20 protein-coding genes are annotated in these 21,427 nt (G+C 71.7%); 6 read left to right on the forward strand and 14 right to left on the reverse strand.

What is annotated here, in order from left to right; all coding sequences use genetic code 11:
* Positions 1-90 precede the first annotated feature (90 nt).
* The 6 genes from ACZ4IF_RS41505 to ACZ4IF_RS41530 all read right to left on the reverse strand — a co-directional run bounded on the left by ACZ4IF_RS41505 (position 91) and on the right by ACZ4IF_RS41530 (position 9,446).
* The gene (locus ACZ4IF_RS41505; protein WP_467573481.1) at positions 91-660 is read right to left on the reverse strand and encodes a DUF6461 domain-containing protein; all 570 of its coding nucleotides are present in this window, start codon (positions 658-660) and stop codon (positions 91-93) included.
* Positions 661-856: 196 nt separating this feature from the next.
* The gene (locus tag ACZ4IF_RS41510; RefSeq protein ID WP_345653025.1) at positions 857-2,320 is read right to left on the reverse strand and encodes a catalase; all 1,464 of its coding nucleotides are present in this window, start codon (positions 2,318-2,320) and stop codon (positions 857-859) included.
* 249 nt (positions 2,321-2,569) lie between these two features.
* Positions 2,570-4,747, reverse strand: coding sequence for an ATP-binding SpoIIE family protein phosphatase (locus tag ACZ4IF_RS41515; RefSeq protein WP_467573486.1), 2,178 nt, complete (start codon positions 4,745-4,747; stop codon positions 2,570-2,572).
* Positions 4,748-5,201: 454 nt separating this feature from the next.
* Complete coding sequence (gene fomD / locus ACZ4IF_RS41520; protein WP_345653019.1) at positions 5,202-5,894, reverse strand: cytidylyl-2-hydroxypropylphosphonate hydrolase; 693 nt, start codon at positions 5,892-5,894, stop codon at positions 5,202-5,204.
* Positions 5,895-6,009: 115 nt separating this feature from the next.
* The gene (locus ACZ4IF_RS41525; protein WP_359504380.1) at positions 6,010-7,413 is read right to left on the reverse strand and encodes a class II fumarate hydratase; all 1,404 of its coding nucleotides are present in this window, start codon (positions 7,411-7,413) and stop codon (positions 6,010-6,012) included.
* A gap of 365 nt (positions 7,414-7,778) precedes the next feature.
* Positions 7,779-9,446: a fumarate hydratase gene (locus ACZ4IF_RS41530; protein WP_467573490.1), complete on the reverse strand. Its 1,668-nt coding sequence runs from the start codon at positions 9,444-9,446 to the stop codon at positions 7,779-7,781.
* 175 nt (positions 9,447-9,621) lie between these two features.
* On the opposite strand from ACZ4IF_RS41530, the gene ACZ4IF_RS41535 reads away from it, so the two are divergent.
* Together ACZ4IF_RS41535 and ACZ4IF_RS41540 are read left to right on the forward strand one after the other, a co-directional pair.
* On the forward strand, positions 9,622-10,374 hold the full coding sequence (locus tag ACZ4IF_RS41535) for a DUF1707 SHOCT-like domain-containing protein (RefSeq protein ID WP_467573493.1): 753 nt from the start codon (positions 9,622-9,624) through the stop codon (positions 10,372-10,374).
* Between the two features lie 199 nt (positions 10,375-10,573).
* Entirely contained in the window at positions 10,574-10,951 is a 378-nt protein-coding gene (locus ACZ4IF_RS41540) for a WhiB family transcriptional regulator (protein WP_095936405.1), read from the forward strand.
* A gap of 240 nt (positions 10,952-11,191) precedes the next feature.
* Here ACZ4IF_RS41540 and glpX read toward each other — a convergent pair whose 3' ends face one another.
* Positions 11,192-12,223, reverse strand: a complete 1,032-nt coding sequence (gene glpX / locus ACZ4IF_RS41545) for a class II fructose-bisphosphatase (protein WP_359504387.1) — start codon at positions 12,221-12,223, stop codon at positions 11,192-11,194.
* 125 nt (positions 12,224-12,348) lie between these two features.
* Here glpX and ACZ4IF_RS41550 point away from each other — a divergent pair, with 125 nt between their 5' ends.
* Positions 12,349-12,867 (forward strand): DUF4245 domain-containing protein, encoded by a 519-nt coding sequence (locus ACZ4IF_RS41550; RefSeq protein ID WP_359504390.1) that lies wholly within the window; start codon positions 12,349-12,351, stop codon positions 12,865-12,867.
* A 111-nt stretch (positions 12,868-12,978) separates the two neighbouring features.
* Here ACZ4IF_RS41550 and ACZ4IF_RS41555 read toward each other — a convergent pair whose 3' ends face one another.
* The 5 genes from ACZ4IF_RS41555 to ACZ4IF_RS41575 form a co-directional block, all read right to left on the reverse strand.
* Positions 12,979-13,569, reverse strand: a complete 591-nt coding sequence (locus ACZ4IF_RS41555; RefSeq protein WP_467573497.1) for a malonic semialdehyde reductase — start codon at positions 13,567-13,569, stop codon at positions 12,979-12,981.
* A gap of 176 nt (positions 13,570-13,745) precedes the next feature.
* Positions 13,746-13,979, reverse strand: a complete 234-nt coding sequence (locus tag ACZ4IF_RS41560) for a hypothetical protein (RefSeq protein WP_467573500.1) — start codon at positions 13,977-13,979, stop codon at positions 13,746-13,748.
* Positions 13,976-14,212, reverse strand: a complete 237-nt coding sequence (locus ACZ4IF_RS41565) for an exodeoxyribonuclease VII small subunit (protein ID WP_467573503.1) — start codon at positions 14,210-14,212, stop codon at positions 13,976-13,978. The genes ACZ4IF_RS41560 and ACZ4IF_RS41565 overlap by 4 nt, the downstream gene beginning before the upstream one ends.
* A 9-nt stretch (positions 14,213-14,221) precedes the next feature.
* Positions 14,222-15,430, reverse strand: coding sequence for an exodeoxyribonuclease VII large subunit (gene xseA, locus ACZ4IF_RS41570; RefSeq protein ID WP_467573506.1), 1,209 nt, complete (start codon positions 15,428-15,430; stop codon positions 14,222-14,224).
* Between the two features lie 259 nt (positions 15,431-15,689).
* Positions 15,690-16,163 carry a MarR family winged helix-turn-helix transcriptional regulator gene (locus ACZ4IF_RS41575; RefSeq protein ID WP_467573508.1) on the reverse strand — a complete coding sequence of 158 codons (474 nt, stop codon included), beginning with the start codon at positions 16,161-16,163 and terminating at the stop codon, positions 15,690-15,692.
* 60 nt (positions 16,164-16,223) lie between these two features.
* On the opposite strand from ACZ4IF_RS41575, the gene ACZ4IF_RS41580 reads away from it, so the two are divergent.
* On the forward strand, positions 16,224-16,658 hold the full coding sequence (locus ACZ4IF_RS41580; protein WP_467573513.1) for a hypothetical protein: 435 nt from the start codon (positions 16,224-16,226) through the stop codon (positions 16,656-16,658).
* Positions 16,659-17,204: 546 nt separating this feature from the next.
* Here the strand turns inward: ACZ4IF_RS41580 and ACZ4IF_RS41585 are convergent.
* Positions 17,205-18,632, reverse strand: a complete 1,428-nt coding sequence (locus ACZ4IF_RS41585; RefSeq protein WP_467573516.1) for an APC family permease — start codon at positions 18,630-18,632, stop codon at positions 17,205-17,207.
* Positions 18,633-18,744: 112 nt separating this feature from the next.
* Between ACZ4IF_RS41585 and ACZ4IF_RS41590 the strand changes: the two genes are divergently transcribed.
* On the forward strand, positions 18,745-19,761 hold the full coding sequence (locus ACZ4IF_RS41590) for a 4-hydroxy-3-methylbut-2-enyl diphosphate reductase (RefSeq protein ID WP_359489393.1): 1,017 nt from the start codon (positions 18,745-18,747) through the stop codon (positions 19,759-19,761).
* Between the two features lie 29 nt (positions 19,762-19,790).
* Positions 19,791-20,540: a polyphosphate--glucose phosphotransferase gene (gene ppgK, locus ACZ4IF_RS41595; RefSeq protein WP_095936413.1), complete on the forward strand. Its 750-nt coding sequence runs from the start codon at positions 19,791-19,793 to the stop codon at positions 20,538-20,540.
* A 281-nt stretch (positions 20,541-20,821) separates the two neighbouring features.
* Here ppgK and ACZ4IF_RS41600 read toward each other — a convergent pair whose 3' ends face one another.
* Positions 20,822-21,172: a DUF6542 domain-containing protein gene (locus ACZ4IF_RS41600; RefSeq protein WP_467573695.1), complete on the reverse strand. Its 351-nt coding sequence runs from the start codon at positions 21,170-21,172 to the stop codon at positions 20,822-20,824.
* Positions 21,173-21,427: the final 255 nt, after the last annotated feature.

Here is a 21,427-nt window from a genome sequence, read left to right on the forward strand (position 1 = left end):
AGTACGTCCAGTACGAGGACTTCCGGCCGGCACACCGAGAGCACGCACCGGACGCCGCTCCTTGACGGGCAAACGTTGCCTGCCGCGGCACTAGGCCAGAAGAACAGCCTGCAGCGTTCCGGCCTCGAGCGCCGTGCGGGGGAGGTCCAGCGCGAAGACCCGTTCCGCCACGGTGAGGATCCGCTGCTCGGGCTCCCAGTCCTCCGGGTCCGCCGTGCCGTCCGGCAGCAGCATGCCCGCGCTCTGCATGGCCGGGACGAGGAACGACGGGTCGCTGCCGCCGATCTGCTCGGCCTCCACACCCGGTTCGAAGTCCGCCGCGATCTCACCGTCGCGGGCGTGGACGAACCAGTACGGCGGCATCCCGCTGTCCAGCAGCATGACCGCCTCGGTGCCCTCGGAGACGCGCCGCAGGAGGCGCCGGTCGGTGCCCTCGGCGCTCGCGGGTTCCAGGGCGAAGGCCCAGCCGTTGCTCGTGCCCAGCCGGGCGACCGGGCCCTTGTCGCGGGCGAGCTCCAGCGCGTCCTCGGCGGACAGGGAAGGCATGATCCGCCCGGGGTCCCCGCCCATCCGGCGGACCAGTTCCTCCGCGCTCAGACCCTTGGCGAAGGTGACGCAGTAGGCGTCGTAGGTCTCCCGGATCCATGCGATGCCGTCCACAGTGCCGCCCCCGCCTCTCGCCGCCACACGGGCCTGCCCGAACCGGTCCTTCCGGTGCTCGGGAACCGTATCCGGGTTCGCGGGCGACGGCGCGGCCTTCGCCACGACGGCGGCCGAAAATGATCTGCGGCGACGGCGCCCCGCCCTCCGCGGTGCGCGGAGGGCGGGGCGCCGGGGTCGTCCGGACGGAACCGGGTCAGCCTCCGTTGACCTGGTGCGCGATCCGGTCGCCGATCTCCTTGTCGATGTTGCGCCAGTACTGGAGCGCGCGGTCCAGGACCGGCCGCGACACATCGGCCTTCAGATGTCCGGTGACGTTCGACACCAGCCGGTCACGGGCCGCGTCGTCGAGCACCTGGCGGACCAGCGTGCCCGGCTGCCCCCAGTCGTCGTCCTCGCTGTGCAGCCGGTACGCCTCGCGCACCAGCTCGCCCGCGGTCTCCCAGCTCGCCGGATCCCCGAACTGCCCGTAGTCGGCGTCGGGTCCGCCGTACGAGTTGGGCGCGTACGGCCGGGCGGCGTTCGACGCCTCGTAGCGCATCGGGCCGTCCTTGGCGTACGAGTTGACCGGGGAGTGCGGCCGGTTGGGCGGCAGCTGGCTGTAGTTGGGGCCGATCCGGTACCGGTGCGTGTCCGGGTAGGAGAAGAGCCGGCCCAGCAGCATCTTGTCCGGCGAGGGGCCGATGCCCGGGACCAGGTTCGAGGGCTCGAAGGCGGCCTGCTCGATGTGGATGAAGTAGTCCTCGGGATTCCTGTGCAGGGTCATCCGGCCGACGTCGATGAGCGGGTAGTCCCCGTGCGGCCAGACCTTCGTCAGGTCGAACGGGTTGAAGCGGTAGTCCGCCGCGTCGTCGAACGGCATGATCTGGACCTTCAGCGTCCAGCTCGGAGCGTTCCCCGACTCGATCGACTCGTACAGGTCCCGGCGGTGCACGTCGGCGTCCGTACCGGCCAGCTCGTCGGCCTCCGCCTGGGTGAGGAAGTCGATGCCCTGGTCGGTCTTGAAGTGGTACTTCACCCAGAACCGCTCACCGGCACCGTTGATCCACATGTAGGTGTGGGACGAGTAGCCGTTCATGTGGCGGTACGTCTTGGGGATGCCGCGGTCGCCCATCAGCCAGGTCACCTGGTGCGCCGACTCGGGCGAGAGCGTCCAGAAGTCCCACTGCATGTCGTTGCTGCGCAGCCCGGTCGCCGGGTGGCGCTTCTGCGAGCGGATGAAGTCCTGGAACTTGATCGTGTCACGGACGAAGAAGACCGGGGTGTTGTTGCCCACCAGGTCGTAATTGCCGAGCTCCGTGTAGAACTTGAGCGCAAAGCCGCGGGGGTCGCGCCAGGTGTCCGGCGATCCCTGCTCGCCGGCGACGGTGGAGAACCGCGCCAGCATCTCGGTGCGCTTGCCCGGCTGGAAGAGATCCGCCTTGGTGAACTGGCTGACGTCGTTGGTGACTTCGAAGAATCCGTACGCTCCACTGCCCTTGGCGTGTACCACCCGCTCGGGGACCCGTTCCCGGTTGAACTGGGCCATCTTCTCGATCAGGTAGTGGTCCTGGAGCAGGATCGGACCGTCGGGGCCGACGGTGAGCGAGTGCTCGTCGCTCTCCACCGGATTCCCGACGTTGTTCGTGGTGTACGGAGCCTTCTGGGGTGCCTGCGTCACGAGCGTCCTCCCGTCAGAAAAGAGTCGTCAGGTCGCTTCGCTCACCCCAGCAGTCAACGCCGCCGACGGAATGTCGGCAACATGTGGACCGAGCCGGTCCACATGTGGACCGCGTCCGGTCCTGGCACCGGTCCGGCGCCGACGGCGATGCCGACGCCGGAAAACGGGCCCGGCACCGGGCGCAGCCGCCCGGCGCCGCACATCCGTGCCGGCCCGGGCCGCCCGGGGTGAGACGGGGCGAGTACCCCCTCAGCCCCGGTTCAACTCGAACCAGACGACCTTTCCGGTGCTCAGCCGCGTCGCGCCCCACCGCCTGGCCAGCCGGTTCACCAGGTACAGCCCACGGCCGCCCTCGTCGGTGGCGCGCGCCTGCCGCAGCCTGGGCAGCTGCGGCACGTCGTCACCGACCTCGCAGCGCAGGACGTCGGTCCGCAGCAGCCGCAGCGTCACCGGCCGTGACGCATAGCGCACGGCGTTCGTCACGACCTCGCTGACGAGCAGCTCCACCGAGTCGGTCAGCTCCTCCAGGCCCCACCGCGACAGCGCACGCCGGGCCAGCTTGCGGGCCCGCCCCGGGGCGGCGTCCTCCGGCTCCAGGAACCAGTACGCGACGTCGCTCGGCGCGATCCCGTCGAAGCGGGCGGCGAGCAGCGCGATGTCGTCGTCCCGGTCACCCGGACCGAGCATGTCGAGCACCTCGTCGCACAGCGCCTCCAGCGGCGGCGGGTGGTCGGGCCCGGTCAGCTGCGCCGTGGCGGCCAGCCGCTCCCGCAGCTGCTCTATGCCGGTCCACACGTCCCTGAGCCGGGACTCGACGAGACCGTCGGTGTACAGCAGCAGCGTCGCCCCGGCGGGCGCGTCCAGCTCGACCGCCTCGAAGTCCACGCCACCCACGCCGATCGGGGCGCCCGGCGGCACCCGCAGCACCTCGGCGCGCCCGCCCAGATGCAGCAGGACCGGCGGCGGATGGCCGGCGTTGGCGATGGTGATGCGGTGCGAGACCGGGTCGTAGACCGCGTACAGGCAGGTCGCCATGCGGTCGGTGCCCAGCCGCTGCGCCTGCTCGTCGAGGTGGTGCAGCACCTCCTGCGGCGGCAGATCGAGCCCCGCCAGGGTCTGCGCGGTGGTCCGCAGCTGCCCCATGATCGCCGCCGACGTCATCGAGTGGCCCATGACGTCACCGACGACCAGGGCGACCCGGCTGCCCGGCAGCGGGATCGCGTCGTACCAGTCCCCGCCGACGCGCGCCGTCTCGGCGGCGGGCAGGTAGCGGCTGGCCAGCCGCACACCCGTGGGCCGCGGCAGCGTCTCGGGCAGCATCGTGCGCTGCAGCTCGTCGGCGATGTACGCCTCACGCCCGTACAGCACCGCCTTGTCGATGCCGAGGGCGCTGTGCGTGGCGAGCTGCGCGGCGACCAGCAGATCGTCCGCCTCGAAGGCGAGACGCTCCGGGCGGCGCAGGAACAGGGCCGCGCCGATCACCCTGCGGCGCCCGCGCAGCGGGGCCAGGATCGCGCGCTGCCCACCGGGCACCACCAGATCGTCGCCGAGCAGCTCGGGCAGCGCGGCCCGTGCGGCGGGCGCGTCCGCGAACACCGGGCGGACACCACGCAGTACCTCGGCGAGGGCGCCGCCCGGGCGCACCTCGCACAGCTCGGCCGTCATCGCCGACAGCTCGCTCGGCTCGGGCCGCAGCGCCGGCATGAAGCCGCCGTCGGTGTCGCGCTCCTCGGGAATCCGGTCGGTGCGCCGCAGACGCAGCACGAGGGGCCCCGTGGGCCGCTCGTCGCCGACCGGCAGCGGGTCACGCAGATAGACGAGGATCGCGTCCGAGAACGTCGGCACGGTGGCCCGGCACAGGCCCATCACGATCTCGTCGAGGTCGATGCCGCGCGCGATCCTGCGGGTCGCGGCGCCCACGAAGCGCAGCCGGTCGCCGTCCCTGCGCATCGGCATCGGACCACCCTGCGGCACCGTCTGCCCGGTGCGCCGCTCCTTGGCGCCGGGGGCGCGCGGCGGGCGGTCCTGCTCCGCGGCCGGCTGGGCCGGGATGCCCTCAGGCGCGGGGCGCGGGCGGTGCGCATCGGGTTCGGTCGCCGACGGCTGGGAGTGTTCGGAACCGGAGGAGGCGGGCGGCGGTGTGGACGCGCCGGTGCCGGAGGAGCCCGACGACGACGTCATGTCGACGTCGGCCGAGACCTGACCCGTGGCGCGCCGGCTGCACGGCGTGGCGGCGGCCGGTCCCTGGGGCGCGTCACCCGTGCGGGCGGACTGGACGGGTAACGCGGAGGCACCCGGCAGGGATGACGACTGTTCCGGGGTACGCAGGAGTGCCCCGCGGGGGTCCGCGGGGGCGGGCGGCCGGCCGGCACCGGGCTGGCGGCGCTCGTGCGAGGTGGGGTACTCCGTCACGCGTGTCGAATCCATCCGTCCGGGGCTGCGCGCCGTGCGTGCAGTTCGTCCCGCAGCCCCGATACCCGGAATGTGTGCCCCAGGAACGGAATCTGCGCGTCGTCGGGGTCGGGCCCGAGGGTGAGCACGGCTGCGGCCGTGCCGGGGACGGGCCGTGCCGACCGGAGCGCCGTGCGCGACACCGCGTCAGGCAGCCTCGCCGGCCGCGCGGATGACGCCGTGCCGGACGACGCCGACAGGGAAACCGTACGCGACCGCGCGCCGGACGCCGACGGCAGCGCCGCGCGGGGCGCCGCTCCGTCCGGTCCGCCACGGGTCGCGCCGCCGTGCCCCTCGTACCGCTCGCTCACGTCCTGCCGCCCCTCGATGACATGTGGTCAAGCCCGGCTCGTACTGCGGGAGTTGTTGCTGCGGTGCGCCCTTGCGGAAGACGATCCTACGGTTGTACCACGGGGGCGCATCAAGGGTCTCATGAGGACACGTGCGCGGGCGTACGGTCCCAGTCATCGGGCAGGAAGGGAACCGGCCAGGACGGATCCGGCCGCCAGTGCTGCCATCCGTCCGAGAACGGCGCACCCCACGACCTGATCACATCCACGGCCGACCAGCCTGCCTCCCGCACCCGCGCGGCCAGTTGAGCGTCCATCAGACCGGCCCGCTGGGCCATCGCGAACTCGTCCTCGTCGAGCCAGCGCCAACTCCGGTCCGGGTGCACGGAGATGTCCAGGAAGTGGTCCTCGGAGTCGACCCCGCCCTCCCAACGGGCCAGCGGCGCCTCAAGATTCACGTACCAGTTCTTGAAACGCCAGCCCGGCTCCCAGAACAGCCAGACCGACCAGGCGTCCCCGGGGCGCGCCAGCTTCAGCACCCCGGTGCCGAACCAGCGGTCGCGCAGCACCGAGCGCGGCTTGGTGTAGCGCGATTCGAGCGGCTCCCCGTGCACCGGCGTGCCGTCGGCCAGCACCGGCTTCACGCACTCCGTGCCCGGGGCCATCCACACGGCGAGCAGCTCCGGGTCGTCGCGCACGACGGTCACCGGACGGCAGATGTGGAAGCGCGCGCCGGCGTTCTCCCGGTACCGCCACAGGATGTGACTGCCGGGGGTCCAGTGCTCCGCCGGCCCGCCCGCTCCCACTCGCCTCACCGCTCCACCGTCCGCCATGAACAGATATTAGGTGCCCCAGGCATACGACGCTGCGGCACGCGTCACGGTTCTCGTCAGCCGGCCCAGGACGTAACCGTCACGTCATGCGGCGTCCGCGGGGAGGCGGGAGCCGTCACGGGCGCGTCATCCGCAGGACATCCAGCGCCTCGTCCAGCTGCTCCAGGGTGAGGTCCCCGCGTTCCACGTGACCCGACTCCAGGACCACCTGGCGGATCGTCTTCCGCTCCGCCAGCGCCTTCTTGGCGACCTTGGCGGCCTCCTCGTACCCGATGTACTTGTTGAGCGGCGTCACCACGGACGGTGACGACTCGGCGTACTCGCGGGCCCGCTCGCGGTGCGCGACGATCCCGTCGACGGTGCGGTCGGCGAGCAGCCGGGACACATTGGCGAGCAGCCGGACCGACTCCAGGACGTTCCTGGCGATCACCGGCAGCATGACGTTCAGTTCGAAGTTCCCGGCCGCTCCGGCCACCGCGACCGTGGCGTCGTTCCCGGTGACCTGGGCGGCGACCATGAGCACGGCCTCCGGGATGACGGGGTTCACCTTCCCCGGCATGATCGACGATCCGGGCTGGAGGTCGGGCAGGGCGATCTCGGCCAGCCCGGTGCGCGGCCCGGAGGCCATCCACCGCAGATCGTTGGCGATCTTCGTCAGGCCCACCGCGACGGTCCTGAGCTGCCCGCTGGTCTCGACGATGCCGTCCCGCGCGCCCTGCGCCTCGAAGTGGTCGCGGGCCTCCGTCAATGGCAGCCCCGTGGCCCGTGCCACCTCCGCGATCACGGCGGCGGAGAACCCCGGCGGGGTGTTGATCCCGGTCCCCACGGCGGTGCCGCCGAGCGGCAGTTCGGCGAGCCGCGGCAGCGAGGCGCGCAGCCGCTCCACCCCGTACCGGACCTGCGCCGCGTACCCACCGAACTCCTGCCCCAGCGTCACGGGTGTCGCGTCCATCAGGTGCGTGCGCCCGGACTTCACGACGTCGGCGAACTCCCGCGCCTTGCGCTCCAGCGCGGTCGCCAGGTGTTCCAGCGCGGGGATCAGGTCCCGGGTCACGGCCGCGGTCGCGGCGATGTGGATGGAGGAGGGGAACACGTCGTTCGACGACTGGGACGCGTTCACCTGGTCATTGGGGTGCACGTCCCGGCCGAGCCGCTCGCTCGCGAGCGTGGCGATGACCTCGTTGGTGTTCATGTTCGACGACGTCCCGGACCCCGTCTGGAACACGTCGACCGGGAAATGCGCGTCCCAGCGGCCCTCCGCGACCTCGGCGGCGGCCTCCTGGATCGCCTCCGCGACGTCCTTGCCGATCACGCCCAGCTCGCCGTTCACCTTCGCCGCGGCCGCCTTGATCCGGGCGAGCGCCTCGATGTGGGCCCGCTCGATCCGCTGCCCCGAGATCGGGAAGTTCTCCACGGCGCGCTGTGTCTGCGCCCGCCACTTCGCGTCGGCCGGCACCCGGACCTCACCCATGGAGTCGTGCTCGGTCCGGTACGCGGTTTCCGCCTGGCCATCTGTCATTGACGACACCTCCATGGGGGACAGCATCCTGGACCCCACGGGTGTTCCCATCGCGGCCGGTCAACGGGGCGGTGGTGTTCGTCCGGGCGGACCAGTCGTAGGCCATGGGCACGCCGCCCGTCCTGGACGCGCGCGGAGACGGCGACGGACCGTCCTCGGAAGACGGCCGAGGGCCGCCTTCACCCGCACACGCGCGCGGAGACGGCGAAGGGCCGCTCCGACCCGCACATGCCGAAAGGGCCGCTCCCGCGGAGCGGCCCTCGACAGACCCCCGTTCGCGCAGGGCCACCCCCCGAGGAGCGGCCCTGCGCGAGTCCCACATGACGCCGGAGGCGTCGCGCGTCCGTCACGACGCCCGGGGCGTCCTACGCCAGGCCGGGGCCCCGGACGGGGATCGACGTGAACGTCGGCGCGGGCGCCGGGTCCTTGAAGAAGTCGTTGCCCTTGTCGTCGACCACGATGAACGCCGGGAAGTCCTCGACCTCGATCTTCCAGACGGCCTCCATGCCGAGCTCCTCGTACTCGACGACCTCGACCTTCTTGATGCAGTCCTGCGCCAGACGCGCGGCCGGGCCGCCGATGGAGCCGAGGTAGAAGCCGCCGTGGCTGCCGCACGCGTCCGTGACCTGCTGGGACCGGTTGCCCTTGGCCAGCATCACCTTGGAGCCGCCCGCCGCCTGGAACTGCTCGACGTAGGAGTCCATGCGGCCGGCCGTCGTCGGGCCGAAGGAACCGGACGCGTAGCCCTCGGGCGTCTTGGCCGGGCCCGCGTAGTACACCGGGTGGTCCTTCAGGTACTGCGGCATCTCCTCACCCGCGTCGAGCCGCTCCTTGATCTTCGCGTGCGCGATGTCGCGGGCCACGACGAGCGGGCCGGAGAGCGAGAGCCGGGTCTTGACCGGGTACTTGGTCAGCTCGGCGAGGATGTCGTCCATCGGCTGGTTGAGGTCGATGCGGACCACGTCCGACGACTCGTCCAGGTGCTCGTCCGTGGTGTCCGGCAGGAAGCGCGCCGGGTCGGTCTCCAGCTGCTCCAGGAACACACCCTCGGCGGTGATCTTCGCGACGGCCTGGCGGTCGGCCGAGCAGGACACGGCGATCGCGACCGGGCAGGACGCGCCGTGCCGGGGGAGACGGACCACACGCACGTCGTGGCAGAAGTACTTGCCGCCGAACTGCGCGCCGATCCCGATCTTCTGGGTCAGCTCGAAAACCTTCTCCTCCAGCTCCTTGTCCCGGAAGCCGTGCCCGAGCTCGGAGCCCTCCGCCGGGATCTCGTCCAGGTAGTGGGCGGAGGCGTACTTCGCGGTCTTGAGCGCGTACTCGGCGCTGGTGCCGCCGACGACGATCGCCAGGTGGTACGGCGGGCAGGCCGCCGTGCCGAGCGAGCGGATCTTCTCCTCCAGGAACTTCATCATGGAGCCCTCGTTGAGGACCGCCTTCGTCTCCTGGTAGAGGAAGGACTTGTTGGCGCTGCCGCCGCCCTTGGCCATGAAGAGGAACTTGTAGGCGCCGCCGTCGGTCGCGTACAGCTCGATCTGCGCCGGCAGGTTCGAGCCGGTGTTCTTCTCCTCCCACATGGTGAGCGGAGCCATCTGCGAATAGCGCAGGTTCAGGTTCTTGTACGCGTCGTAGATGCCGTGGGACAGGGCCGCCTCGTCGCCGCCCTCGGTGAGCACGTTCTGGCCGCGCTTGCCCATGACGATGGCGGTGCCGGTGTCCTGGCACATAGGCAGGACGCCCGCCGCCGCGATGTTCGCGTTCTTCAGCAGGTCCAGCGCGACGAACTTGTCGTTGGCCGACGCCTCGGGGTCGTCGATGATCCGGCGGAGCTGGGCGAGGTGGGCGGGCCGCAGATAGTGCTGGATGTCGTGGACGGCCTCTTCGGCGAGCTTGCGCAGCGCCTCCGGCTCGACCTTGAGGAACGTGCGCCCGTCGGCCTCGAAGGTGGAGACACCCTCGGAGGTCACCAGCCGATAGGGGGTGGTGTCCTCTCCCATGGGGAGCAGATCGGTGTACGCGAACTCAGGCATCTCGCCCATTCCTCACTCGACAGACAGCGGCGTGCCTCCATTGGCAGCGCCCACCAGCCTAGAACCTGGCCCGGACGGTGAGCTTGTGAGGTATGGCTCAGTTGCCCGACGTCGCCCGACCGAGAGTCGTCCCCACCCCTAGTCGCGATCTATCGCGTTTGGGTACGCTGCTGTCGTGGACCTTCACAAGCGCCCCGACCCGACCGCCCCGACGGCGGCGAAGCCGACCGCGGCCACGGCCGTGCAGCCGTCCGAGCTCCGTGCCTCCGACGCCGACCGCGACCGGATCGCCGACATCCTGCGCGAGGCGCTCGCCGAAGGGCGCCTGACCGCCGAGGAGCACGCCGAGCGGGTGGAGGGGGTGCTCGCCACCAAGACCGTGGGCGAGCTCGACCGCTTCGTCCAGGACCTGCCCGCCGCCCACGCGGCCCGGGCGAGCGCGGCATACACCTCCGCGCCCAACCGCCCGGCCGCGGGCGCGATCCCGGTCGAGGCCGACGAGAACGTGGTGGCGGTCTTCAGCGCCGCGGTCCGCAAGGGTCGCTGGCGCGCCGGCCGCCGTATCCACGTGTACTCGATCTTCGGCAGTGTCGAGATAGACCTCAGCGAGGCGATCTTCGAGTACCAGCAGGTCGTGATCAAGGCGATTTCCGTCTTCGGTCACGTGGAGGTCCGCGTCCCGGAGAATGTCTCGCTGCGCGGCAATGGCGGCGGCGTACTGGGCAACTTCGAAGTGGACACGCTGGATTCGGGCGATCCTCACGCGCCGGTCGTCTATGTCGACGGAATCGCCGTGCTGGGAAATGTCGAGGCACGGCCCAGGCGTGGCAAGCTCGTCGCGGACATTCTCGACCGCGTGACCAGCCGCGTGAACGAGCGGGTGGCGGACCGCGTCGACAGGGGTTTGCGCAAGCATCTGGACCGTTGACGCTTGTGAATTCAACGGCGCCGGCCGCGTATTGGTCCAGTCCCAACAGCCGTGCCACGCACGAGAATTCCAGGGCTTCGGAACTCAGTGCATAGGCGCGCGCACAGCGGGTAGGCCTTGCTGCATCGTCTCTTGGAGGGCGCTGTGGGACTTTCCGCGGCGCCCGGCACGCTCGCGAAGCCGTCGTCAGGAGTAGACCGTGCTGCAACCGCCGCATCAGTCCCTGCAGGTAGCTGCCGTTCCGGCCCCGCGGGCGCCCGTGCGGGACAGGGATCAGGAAGCGCCATGGCACACGGAGGCCGTGTGCCGCCGAGACGAGGCCGGCCTGTTCTTCGCCCCTTCCAAGGAGCCCACCGCGGCCCGGCTCTCCCGTGAGGAGGCGGCCAAGCGAGTCTGCGCCCGCTGCCCGGTGATGGTCGAGTGTCGCGAACACGCGCTCCTGCAACCCGAGCCCTACGGCGTGTGGGGCGGCCTCACCGCCGCCGAGCGCCGTGTGGTGCTCGCCCGGCGTCGCCGCCGCGACCTCGAACTGAAGAAGGCCGCGCGCGCGACGGGGAGGATAGCGGCCGCCGGCTAGCCGGGGCCGTGACCGGGCGGCCCGCCCCTGCGGGCCGAAGCCGCCCGCCCGGCCCGTCGGACGCGGAAGAGGGCGCCCTCCCCGCACGGAGGGCGCCCTCTTCCACGTCTGTGCGACCGCTTCCGACGGGTCCGCGGACCCGCCCGCACTCGCGTCCGTACGACCGCCTGATCGCACCGGTACGGCTGCTTCGAGTGCCGGGGCGGCGCCGGTCACCCGGCGCCGCTCATACGGTGGCGCTCACTTGGCCCGGTCGAAGTCGATCGCGCTGTACGCGCGCAGCTTGCTCAGCCGGTGCTCGGAGTTGATCTGGCGGACGGTGCCGGACTTCGAGCGCATGACGATCGACTCGGTCGTCGCCGTCTCGGAGCGGTAGCGCACCCCGCGCAGCAGCTCGCCGTCCGTGATGCCGGTCGCGACGAAGAACACGTTCTCGCCGGAGACCAGGTCACCGGTGGTCAGCACGCGGTCCAGGTCGTGACCGGCGTCGATGGCCCGCTGCCGCTCGTCCTCGTCCTTGGGCCACAGCTTGCCCTGGATCGTGCCGCCCAGGCACTTGACCGCACAGGCCGAGATGATGCCCTCGGGCGTGCCGCCGATGCCGAGCAGCAGGTCGATGCCGGTGCCCTCGCGCAGGGCCAGGATCGAGCCCGCGACATCGCCGTCGGAGATCAGCTTGATGCGGGCGCCGGTCTCCCGGATCTCCTTGATGATCCCCTCGTGGCGCGGACGGTCGAGGATGACGACCGTGACGTCCTCGGGCGTGACCCGCTTGGCCTTGGCGACCCGCCGGATGTTCACCGAGACGGGGGCGTTGATGTCGACGAAGTCGGCGGCCTCGGGGCCGGTCACCAGCTTGTCCATGTAGAAGACCGCGGACGGGTCGAACATGGTGCCGCGGTCGGCGGCGGCGAGCACCGCGATCGCGTTGGTCATGCCCTTGGCGGTGAGCGTGGTCCCGTCGATCGGGTCGACGGCGATGTCGCACTCGGGGCCGGTCCCGTCGCCGACGCGCTCCCCGTTGAAGAGCATCGGGGCCTCGTCCTTCTCACCCTCACCGATGACGACGACGCCGTTCATCGAGACGGTGGAGACGAGGGTCCGCATGGCCCGGACGGCGGCGCCGTCGGCGCCGTTCTTGTCGCCGCGGCCGACCCAGCGGCCCGCGGCCATGGCGGCGGCCTCGGTGACCCGGACCAGTTCCAGGGCGAGGTTTCGGTCCGGGGCCTCGGAAGGGACCTCGAGTTCGGACGGCAGATGATGCTCGGTCATCGGAGCGCACCTTTCTGATACGACGACGGCCGGATGAGGGTGTGTCCCGACTCTATCGTTAGGCAGACAAAATGAGCAGGGGGCCCCACGGATGAGCAGGCCAGGGCACCTGCGACGATAGGTACGTGGCAGGTATGAAAGGCAAGCAGTCGGTCCGGGACATGCTGATCTCCCTGGGCCTCATCGGGCTCATGGCGGGCATCATCTACATCTTCATCCCGCACGACGACTCTGAGCCTCCTCTCAAGCGTGTCGACTACCGTGTCGAGCTCCTGACGGCTCGCCGTGCGGCGAGCTATCCCGTGGCGGCGCCCGAGGGCCTGCCCCGGACGTGGAAGGCGACGTCGGTGCGGTACGACGGCTCCGAGTTCGACGCCTGGCACCTGGGCTTCCACGACCCCGACGGTCAGTACGTGGCGGTCGAGCAGTCCACTCAGAAGCCCGCCGTGTTCATCGAGACGGCCAGCCAGGGCGCCGAGCAGACCAAGGCCACCCAGCGCATCGGCGACCAGACCTGGGAGCGCTACGAAGGCGACCACTACGACGCGCTCGTGCTCAGGGGCAAGGGCTCCACGACCGTGGTGACGGGGACGGCGTCCTTCGACCGGCTGACGAAGATGGCGCAGTCGCTCGCCACCTCCTGAGCCCCGTGTCAGCGCGCCGTGCGCGCCGAGACGGCGGAAGGGCCCCCGGCGGACTGCCGGGGGCCCTTCTCGTGTGCGTACGGGGTCGGTGTACGCGCCCGACGTGCGGGATCAGACGGTCGTGACGACCTGGTCCAGCTCCAGGCGCGGGGAGCGCGGGAACCAGGCGTCCTCGCCCGGGCGGCCGATGTTGACGATCATCAGCGGGGTGTGGTCGTCGTCCAGGAACTCCTTCTGGACACCGGCGAAGTCGAAGCCGGTCATCGGGCCGGCGGCGAGGCCGGCGGCGCGGACGCCGATGATGAAGTACGCGGCCTGGAGGGCGGCGTTCAGCGTGGCGGCGCCCTCACGGGCGGGACGCTCGGAGTAGAAGACGTCCTTGGCGGCCGGGAAGTGCGGGAAGAGGGTCGGCAGCTCCTCGTGGAACTCGTTGTCCGCGGAGAGGATCGCGACCAGCGGGGCGGCGGAGGTCTTCGCCTGGTTGCCCTCGGCGAGGTGCTGCACGAGGCGCTCGCGGGCCTCGGTGGAGCGGACCAGGGTGATGCGCAGCGGCGACTGGTTGAAGGCGGTCGGGCCGTACTTGACCAGGTCGTAGATCGCCTGCACCTGCTCGTCGGTCACCGGCTCGTCGGTGAACGTGTTCGCGGTACGGGCCTCGCGGAACAGCAGGTCCTGTGCGGTGGGGTCAAGAACGAGGGACATCGAAAACCTTCTCGGTACGTGCGGTCGATCCGGGGGGATCTTCTTGCGGCACCGACACTACGACTTGGAGGTTTAATTTTCAACCAAAAGCGGGGCGTGGTGATCCGCTTCACATGCGACGGGGTGATGAAACACCGCCTGACCTGGGCGGCGAGGCGGTGAAGGCGCGCCGTTCGTCACGGAGGCAGGGTGCCGATCGCGTCGACGATGGGCGCCAGTCGTGGCGCCGACAGGGCGCCGACCGTGACGACGGGGCGGCCGGCCGTGACAGTGACGCGACGCCGGTCGTGGCGGCGCAGCGTGCCGACCGTGGACGCGGTGGCGCGCCGCCCGTGACGGGACGGGGCCCCGACGGGCGTCGTCAGTGACAGGACGCCGACGGACCCCGAGGAGCCGTCGGCATCGATCACTCGGAGTCGGCGGCGTCCTCCTCTTCCGCTTCCTCCTCGGCCAGCGCAGCGTCCAGCCGCGCCCGTGCGCCCTCGAGCCGGCGCCGGCACACCTTCGCCAGCTCCTCGCCCCGCTCCCACAGGGCGAGGGACTCCTCCAGGGTCGTACCGCCGGCCTCCAGGCGGCGTACGACCTCGATGAGCTCGTCCCGCGCCTGCTCGTACCCGAGCGCCTCGTCCACCTTGCTGGTCATGCGCCCACCCTATGCATCGACTCGAACCGTGAATTCACCCTCGGCGACCCGCGCCCGCAGCGTCTCGTCCGCCGCGACCTCCCCCGGGTCACGCACCACGTGACCATCGGCCTTCTGCAGCACCGCGTACCCGCGCTGGAGGGTGGCGGCGGGGGAGAGCGCCACCACGCGTGCGTGCGTGTGCGTCAGCTCGGAGTCGGCGCGGTCGAGGAGGTGGCCGAGGGTGCGCCGCCCGCGGTCCAGCAGGGAGGCGACGTGGTCCGCCCGCTCGTCGACCATCCGGTGCGGGTCCTCTACCGACGGCCGGGCCAGCGCGTGCGCCAGGCCGCGCTCCTCGCGATCGATGAAGGACGCCACGCAGCGCCGCGCCCGGTCCCGCAGGAACCTCACCCGCTCGTACTCCTCACCGACGTCCGGCACCACCTTCTTCGCGGCGTCCGTCGGGGTCGACGCGCGCAGGTCGGCCACATAGTCGAGGAGAGGGGTGTCGGGTTCGTGCCCGATCGCCGACACGACGGGCGTCCGGCACGCCGCGACCGCCCGGACGAGCTGCTCGTCGGAGAACGGCAGCAGGTCCTCCACGCTGCCGCCGCCGCGCGCCACGATGATGACGTCGACGTCGTCGAGGGCGTCGAGATCCTTCACGGCCTGCACCACCTGCGGCACCGCGTGGACGCCCTGCACGGCGACATTGCGGACCTCGAAGCGTACGGCGGGCCAGCGGTGCCGCGCGTTCTCCAGGACGTCGCGCTCGGCCGCGGACGCGCGCCCGCACACCAGCCCGACGAGCTGCGGCAGGAAGGGCAGGGGCTTCTTGCGCTCGGGCGCGAACAGCCCCTCGCCGGCCAGGGACTTCTTCAACTGCTCCAGCCGGGCGAGGAGTTCGCCCACGCCCACCGGCCTTATCTCGGCGGCCCGCAGCGACAGCTGTCCCCGAGGCGCGTACCACTCGGGCTTCGCGTGAACCACCACGCGGGCGCCCTCGCTCACCACGTCGGCGACGGCGTCGAACACCTGGCGGTAACAGGTCACGCTCACCGAGATGTCGTGCGACGGGTCGCGCAGCGTGAGGAACACGACGCCCGCGCCCGGGCGCCGCGACAACTGGGTGATCTGTCCCTCGACCCACACGGCGCCGAGCCGGTCGATCCATCCCCCGATGAGCCGCGACACCTCTCCGACGGGCAGCGGGGCGTCCGCGGACGTGTTGAGAGCCATGCGCCCGAGCGTAACGGCCACCACCGACAGCGCCCTCCCTCGTGGGTGCGGGCCTTCGCCCGTGCCCCAGGCGTTGTCGTCACCTGCCCGCGCCTCTAGGGGGCTTCGTTCGGATCGGCTCGGGTCCGCGGCGCCCGGCACGGCACCTCGCCGCGTTGTCGCCTCACCCGGGTACGCCCAGGACGCGGGTGAGGCTCCGCCTTGCGATGCACCGCACCGGACGCCGCGGCCTGATCCGAGCCGATCCGCACGAAGCCCTCTAGGGCAGCCCGGCCTCCCGGGCGAGTACGCCCATCGCGTGGGCCAACGCGGTCCGTTCGGCCTCGCTCAGGCCCGCGGTCAGCTCCTCGTCGACGGCACGCGCGCGTGCCGTGCACTCGGCGAGCAGGGTGCGGCCGGCCCCCGTCAGCCCGAGCCGGTGCCGCCGCCGGTCGTCGGGATCGCGTACGCGCTCGATGGCGCCCATGCCTTCGAGCTGGTCGGCGAGCGTCACCACGAGACTCGGCACGACCCCCATCGTCCGCGCGACGTCCTGCTGGGAGGCGGGCGCGCCGCCGCTGAGCACGGTGAGCAGCCCCACGTGCTTGGGCTTCACGCCGAGATCCTCGACGGCCGCGGCGAAGCGGGCGGTGACCAGGGTGCCGACGGTTCCCAGCCGGAAGGCGAGTGTGCCGGTGAGTGCCGGGTGCCCTTGGCTGCCGGCGGTGCCCTGAGGGCCCTTGACATCGTTCACGGAGCCAATGCTAACTTCTCCGAATCATTCTCATCTCGAATGATTTGGAGCGTGACTCAAATGGTCGAGAAGGCTTTCCGTGCGGCATCAGGGACCGGAAGCGGGGCGGTGGCGAGGAAGGAGACGTGGGTCCTCGTCGCCAACACCGTCGCCGTGACCGTCTCGGCGGTCTCCAGCGTGGTGGGCACGGCCGCCCCCGGGCTCCTCCTGAACGGCGCCACACCGGGCGACGGCGCCGAGATCTACGCGCAGGCCTACGCCGTACGCCAGCTCCCGCTGACGGCCGCGTTCCTGACCGCCCTGAGCGGCAGACACCGGCGCCACCTCGTCCCCGTACTGCTGGTCAGCGGCCTCGTGCAGGCGGGCGACGCGCTCATCGGCGCCACCTCCGGCATCCCCGGCATGGCCGCCGGGGGCACCCTCGCCGCGACGCTGCACTTCGCGTCGGCGGCGTGGCTGAGCCGCCACCGGGAACCGACCGCAGCCCTGGCCTGACCCCCGCCTGCCGCAGCAACCCACTACTGCCCGCACCCGGCGTCCTACGGAAGGGACCCTGCGCACCCGCCCTCAGCCAGTGGCCGCAACCCACTACTGCCCGCACCCGGCGTCCTACGGAAGGGGCCCCGCGCACCCGCCCTCAGCCAGTGGCCGCAACCCACTACTGCCCGCACCCGGCGTCCTACGGAAGGGACCCCGCGCACCCGCCCTCAGCCAGTGGCCGCAACCCACTACTGCCCGCACCCAGCGTCCTACGGAAGGGGCCCCGCGCACCCGCCCTCAGCCAGTGGCCGCAACCCACTACTGCCCGCACCCGGCGTCCCACGGAAGGGGCCGTGCCGGTGAATCACATGCCCGTTGCGGACGGCGCCACGCACCCACCGAGGTCCTACCAGCGCCGCCCCGCACAAGGGCTGCAACGGGCGGATCACCGGCACGGACCCGACCCACCCACCGGACAGGCGGCACGGCGCACCCACCCACCGGACAGCGCCCACCTGACAGGCGGGAGCAGAGCCGTCAGCCCCGGCCCGAGCCGGGGCGTCACGGCCGAGGCGGCGAACCGTCCGAGTCCCCGCGGAGCGTAGTGCCCGACGGGACGGGAACCGCCGGCTCCGGGCGCCCCCGCTGCACGAGCAGGACGACCAGCCCCACCCCCAGCCAGACCGCCCCCACCACCTGCGCCGTCCCCGACGCCTCGACGATCACCGCGACGGTGACGGCCGCCCCGACGACCGGTACGAGGACGTGCCGCCACCACACCACGGGCCCGCCCCGGCGGCGTACCGCGAACCAGCCCACCACGCTCGCGTGCAGCAGCGTGAACGCGGAAAGCGCGCCGATGTCCACCACGGACACCAGCTTGTCCAGGCCGTCGTCGCGCCGCGCCGCCCAGACCGCGGCGACCAGCGTGATGACCGCCGCGCACAACAGGGCCGGCCGCGGCCCACCGGAGTCCGTCCGGGCGAGGACCCGCGGCAGCCGCCGGTCGCGGGCCATCGCGAAGAGGAGCCGGCCGGCCGCGGCCTGCCCCGCGAGCGCCGCGAAAGCCGCCCCGATGGCCTTGCTCACGGCCACCACGTCGTGCAGCCACACACCGACCGAGGAGTCCACGGCGTCGTAGAAGGCCGAACCCTGCTTCCCGGGATCGGCGGCCAGCTGCGCGGACGACAGCGGCTCCAGCAGCGCGACCAGATACGTCTGAGCCACGAACAGCACGCCCGCCAGAGCGAGGCAGAACAGCACCGCGCGGGCCACCTTCTCCGAGCCGCCCATGACCTCCTCGGCGAACGTGGCGATCGCGTCGAAGCCCAGGTACGACAGGACCGCGACCGAGACCGCGCCGACGACCGCCGACAGCGCGAATCCCCCCTGCGCACCGTCACCGGACAGCGGGGAGAGCCAGCCGCGGTGGGCCCCGTCCCGCCCGAGCACCACCACCGCGGAGACGACGAACACCGACAGGACCACGATCTCCATCGCGAGGACCAGGAACCCGACCCGGGCGGCCGTCCGCACCCCCCACAGGTTCAGCGCCGTGGTCACGACCACGGCCAGCGCCGTCCACACCCACCGGGAGACCCCAGGGACGAGGGCGTTCATCGCGATCCCGGAGAAGAGGTAGGCCACCGCGGGGATGAGGAGATAGTCGAGCATCACCATCCACCCGGCGACGAACCCCGCGCTCCTGCCGAGCCCCGCGCGCGCGTAGGCGAACACCGACCCCGCCTGGGGGACCACACGCACCATCTGGGCGTAGCTGAACGCGGTGAACGCCATGGCGACCGTGGCGACGACGTAGACCAGCGCGACGGCGCCGTGCGACTTGGCGTCGAGGGTCCCGAAGACACCGACCGGCGCCATCGGCGCGATGAACAGCAGTCCGTAGACCACCAGATCGCGGAATCCGAGGCTGCGCCGCAGCCCCTGCTCGGCGCCGGCGGCGTCCGCGGCGGTCCGCGTGTCGGACATCGTCTCTCCCGAGGGTCGCGCCTGTCCCACCCCTCCCGGCTCCCCACCAGTCTCCCCAAGGAGGCAGTCTCCCCAAGGAGGCGATCTCCGACCCGCCGGACGCGGCCTTACGATGGGGGGCATGTCTGCTTCGCCTGGCCGCCGTGTCCTGCTCGCCGCCCCCCGGGGCTACTGCGCGGGCGTGGACCGCGCCGTGATCGCCGTCGAGAAGGCCCTGGAGCAGTACGGGGCCCCGATCTACGTCCGCCACGAGATCGTCCACAACAAGTACGTCGTGCAGACCCTGGAGAAGAAGGGCGCGATCTTCGTCGAGCAGACGGCGGAGGTCCCCGAGGGGTCCATCGTCATGTTCTCGGCCCACGGCGTCGCCCCCGTGGTCCACGAGGAGGCCGCGGCCGGCAAGCTCGCCACGATCGACGCGACCTGCCCCCTCGTCACCAAGGTGCACAAGGAAGCGGTCCGGTTCGCGGGCGAGGACTTCGACATCCTCCTCATCGGGCACGAGGGCCACGAGGAGGTCATCGGCACCTCCGGTGAGGCGCCCGACCACATCACCCTCGTCGACGGCCCCGAGGACGTCGCCAAGGTCGAGGTCCGTGACCCGTCCAAGGTCGTCTGGCTGTCCCAGACCACGCTGTCGGTCGACGAGACCATGGAGACGGTCGACGCGCTCAAGGAGAAGTTCCCGCAGCTCATCTCCCCGCCCAGCGACGACATCTGCTACGCCACGCAGAACCGTCAGCTGGCCGTGAAGCAGATGGGCGCGGAAGCCGACCTCGTGATCGTCGTCGGCTCCCGGAACTCCTCCAACTCCAAGCGGCTCGTCGAGGTCGCCAAGCTCGCGGGCGCGCGCGACGCGTACCTCGTGGACTTCGCCGACGAGATCGACGACGCCTGGCTGGACGGCGTGACCACGGTCGGTGTCACCTCGGGCGCGTCCGTCCCGGAGATCCTGGTCGAGCAGGTTCTGGAGCGGCTGTCGCAGCGCGGCTTCGAGGACGTGGAGATCGTCAAGGCCGCCGAGGAGTCCATCACCTTCTCGCTGCCGAAGGAACTGCGCCGCGACCTGCGCGCGGAGGCGGCGGCCCTCGTGGAGCGGCGCACGGGCACCGGCCCCTCCGCGGAGTGACTGTCCGTCGTACGACGTAACGTAGAGCCATGCAGATCTTCGGCGTGGACATTGGCGGATCCGGGATCAAGGGTGCCCCTGTGGACCTTGACCGCGGGGACCTGGCGCAGGAGCGCTACAAGGTGCTGACCCCGCATCCGGCGACACCGGACGCGGTGGCCGACGGCGTGAAGGAGGTCGTCGGCCACTTCGGCTGGACGGGCCCCGTCGGCATCACGTTCCCCGGCGTGGTCACCGGCGGTGCCACCATCCGTACGGCGGCGAACGTCGACAAGGGCTGGATCGACACCGACGCGCGGGCCCTCCTGGGCGAACGCCTGGGCGGCCTCCCGGTGACCGTGCTGAACGACGCGGACGCGGCCGGCGTGGCCGAGATGCAGTTCGGCGCCGGGCGCGACCGTCAGGGCACGGTCATCCTCCTCACCTTCGGCACGGGCATCGGCAGTGCCCTCTTCATCGACGGCGACCTCGTCCCGAACACCGAGCTGGGCCACCTGGAGCTGGGCGGCCACGACGCGGAGAAGCGGGCCTCCACGAAGGTCAAGGAGGACCAGGACCTCTCCTGGGAGCGGTGGGCGCACCGCGTGCAGAAGTACCTCGCCCACGTGGAGATGCTGTTCTCCCCCGAGCTCTTCATCATCGGCGGCGGCGTCAGCCGCAAGGCGGACAAGTTCCTGCACCTGATCGAGGGGATCAAGGCGGAGCTCGTCCCGGCGCAGCTGCAGAACAACGCGGGAATCGTCGGGGCGGCGATGCGGGCGGCGAAGGCCGGGGGCTGACACCCGCGGTCGGCCGCCCGGGCCGCCCCGGCCCGGGGCGGTCGCCCGGAGAGACAGGCGGGGGACTCGGAACGGGCGTGCGACGGGTTCACGGCGGGCGGTCGGGGACCCGGACCGATCGTGGGACCAGGTTCGGGTCCCCGACGGCGCTGCGGGACTCCGACCGCGGATGCGCCCGGGGTCGGGCCGCCCAGGGGGACTGAGGGACTCTGACCTGGCATCCCCCTGGTTCACGGCCGGCGGAGAAGCCGGACCCGGCACGCGCCCGGGGCCCGGCGGGGTCAGACCGGGCGGCGGGCCGCCCGCCGCTGCGCCGCGCGGCGGCTCATCAGCCGCACCTTGCGGACGGTCACGATCAGACCCGCGACCAGCGTCCCCCCGTACAACCAGCCCGCCTGGAGGGCGAGCGCGGTGACCAGGCCCATGAACCGGCCCGCGAGCCCGCCGCCACTGTCGTCGGCGACGGGCAGGAGCCCGAAGGTGAAGGCGATGGGGACGACGACGGGCGCCGTCGCCAGGTCCCCCCGCCGCACCCACACCGCGGTCAGCGCGCACACCGGCAGGAACAGCACCCCGTACAGCACCATCGACGCCCCGAACAGCAATTGGTCGAGGCAGGCCAGTGCGAACATCGTCACGCCGCAGAACAACCCTGTGCCCAGCCCCGTGAGCCGCGGATTCGGCATGCGCCGCGCCGCGGGGGCCCGGGGCGGCGGGGGCCGTCGCACCACGGGCGCGGTCCGCCGGACCGCGTCGGCCCCGCCACGTCCCGTCTGCGCCGGAACGGGCATGCCGCGCCGCGGCCTGTACTGAGGGGGACGCGTCCTGTGTTGCTCCACTGGACCAACTTAGGTCGGTTTATGTGCCGAATGGCCCCACAGACACGC

The organism is Streptomyces sp. NPDC025784, from assembly GCF_055558435.1.

Coding starts and splice junctions, on each gene's coding strand:
- ACZ4IF_RS41555 (WP_467573497.1), bottom strand. CDS start 13,569: ATGTCCCTCGTTCTTGACCCCACCGCACAGGACCTGCTGTTCCGCGAG.
- xseA (WP_467573506.1), bottom strand. CDS start 15,430: ATGGCTCTCAACACGTCCGCGGACGCCCCGCTGCCCGTCGGAGAGGTG.
- ACZ4IF_RS41590 (WP_359489393.1), top strand. CDS start 18,745: ATGGGGGGCATGTCTGCTTCGCCTGGCCGCCGTGTCCTGCTCGCCGCC.
- ACZ4IF_RS41565 (WP_467573503.1), bottom strand. CDS start 14,212: ATGACCAGCAAGGTGGACGAGGCGCTCGGGTACGAGCAGGCGCGGGAC.
- ACZ4IF_RS41580 (WP_467573513.1), top strand. CDS start 16,224: ATGGTCGAGAAGGCTTTCCGTGCGGCATCAGGGACCGGAAGCGGGGCG.
- glpX (WP_359504387.1), bottom strand. CDS start 12,223: ATGACCGAGCATCATCTGCCGTCCGAACTCGAGGTCCCTTCCGAGGCC.
- ACZ4IF_RS41515 (WP_467573486.1), bottom strand. CDS start 4,747: ATGGATTCGACACGCGTGACGGAGTACCCCACCTCGCACGAGCGCCGC.
- ACZ4IF_RS41600 (WP_467573695.1), bottom strand. CDS start 21,172: ATGTTCGCACTGGCCTGCCTCGACCAATTGCTGTTCGGGGCGTCGATG.
- ppgK (WP_095936413.1), top strand. CDS start 19,791: ATGCAGATCTTCGGCGTGGACATTGGCGGATCCGGGATCAAGGGTGCC.
- ACZ4IF_RS41525 (WP_359504380.1), bottom strand. CDS start 7,413: ATGACAGATGGCCAGGCGGAAACCGCGTACCGGACCGAGCACGACTCC.
- ACZ4IF_RS41585 (WP_467573516.1), bottom strand. CDS start 18,632: ATGTCCGACACGCGGACCGCCGCGGACGCCGCCGGCGCCGAGCAGGGG.
- fomD (WP_345653019.1), bottom strand. CDS start 5,894: ATGGCGGACGGTGGAGCGGTGAGGCGAGTGGGAGCGGGCGGGCCGGCG.
- ACZ4IF_RS41530 (WP_467573490.1), bottom strand. CDS start 9,446: ATGCCTGAGTTCGCGTACACCGATCTGCTCCCCATGGGAGAGGACACC.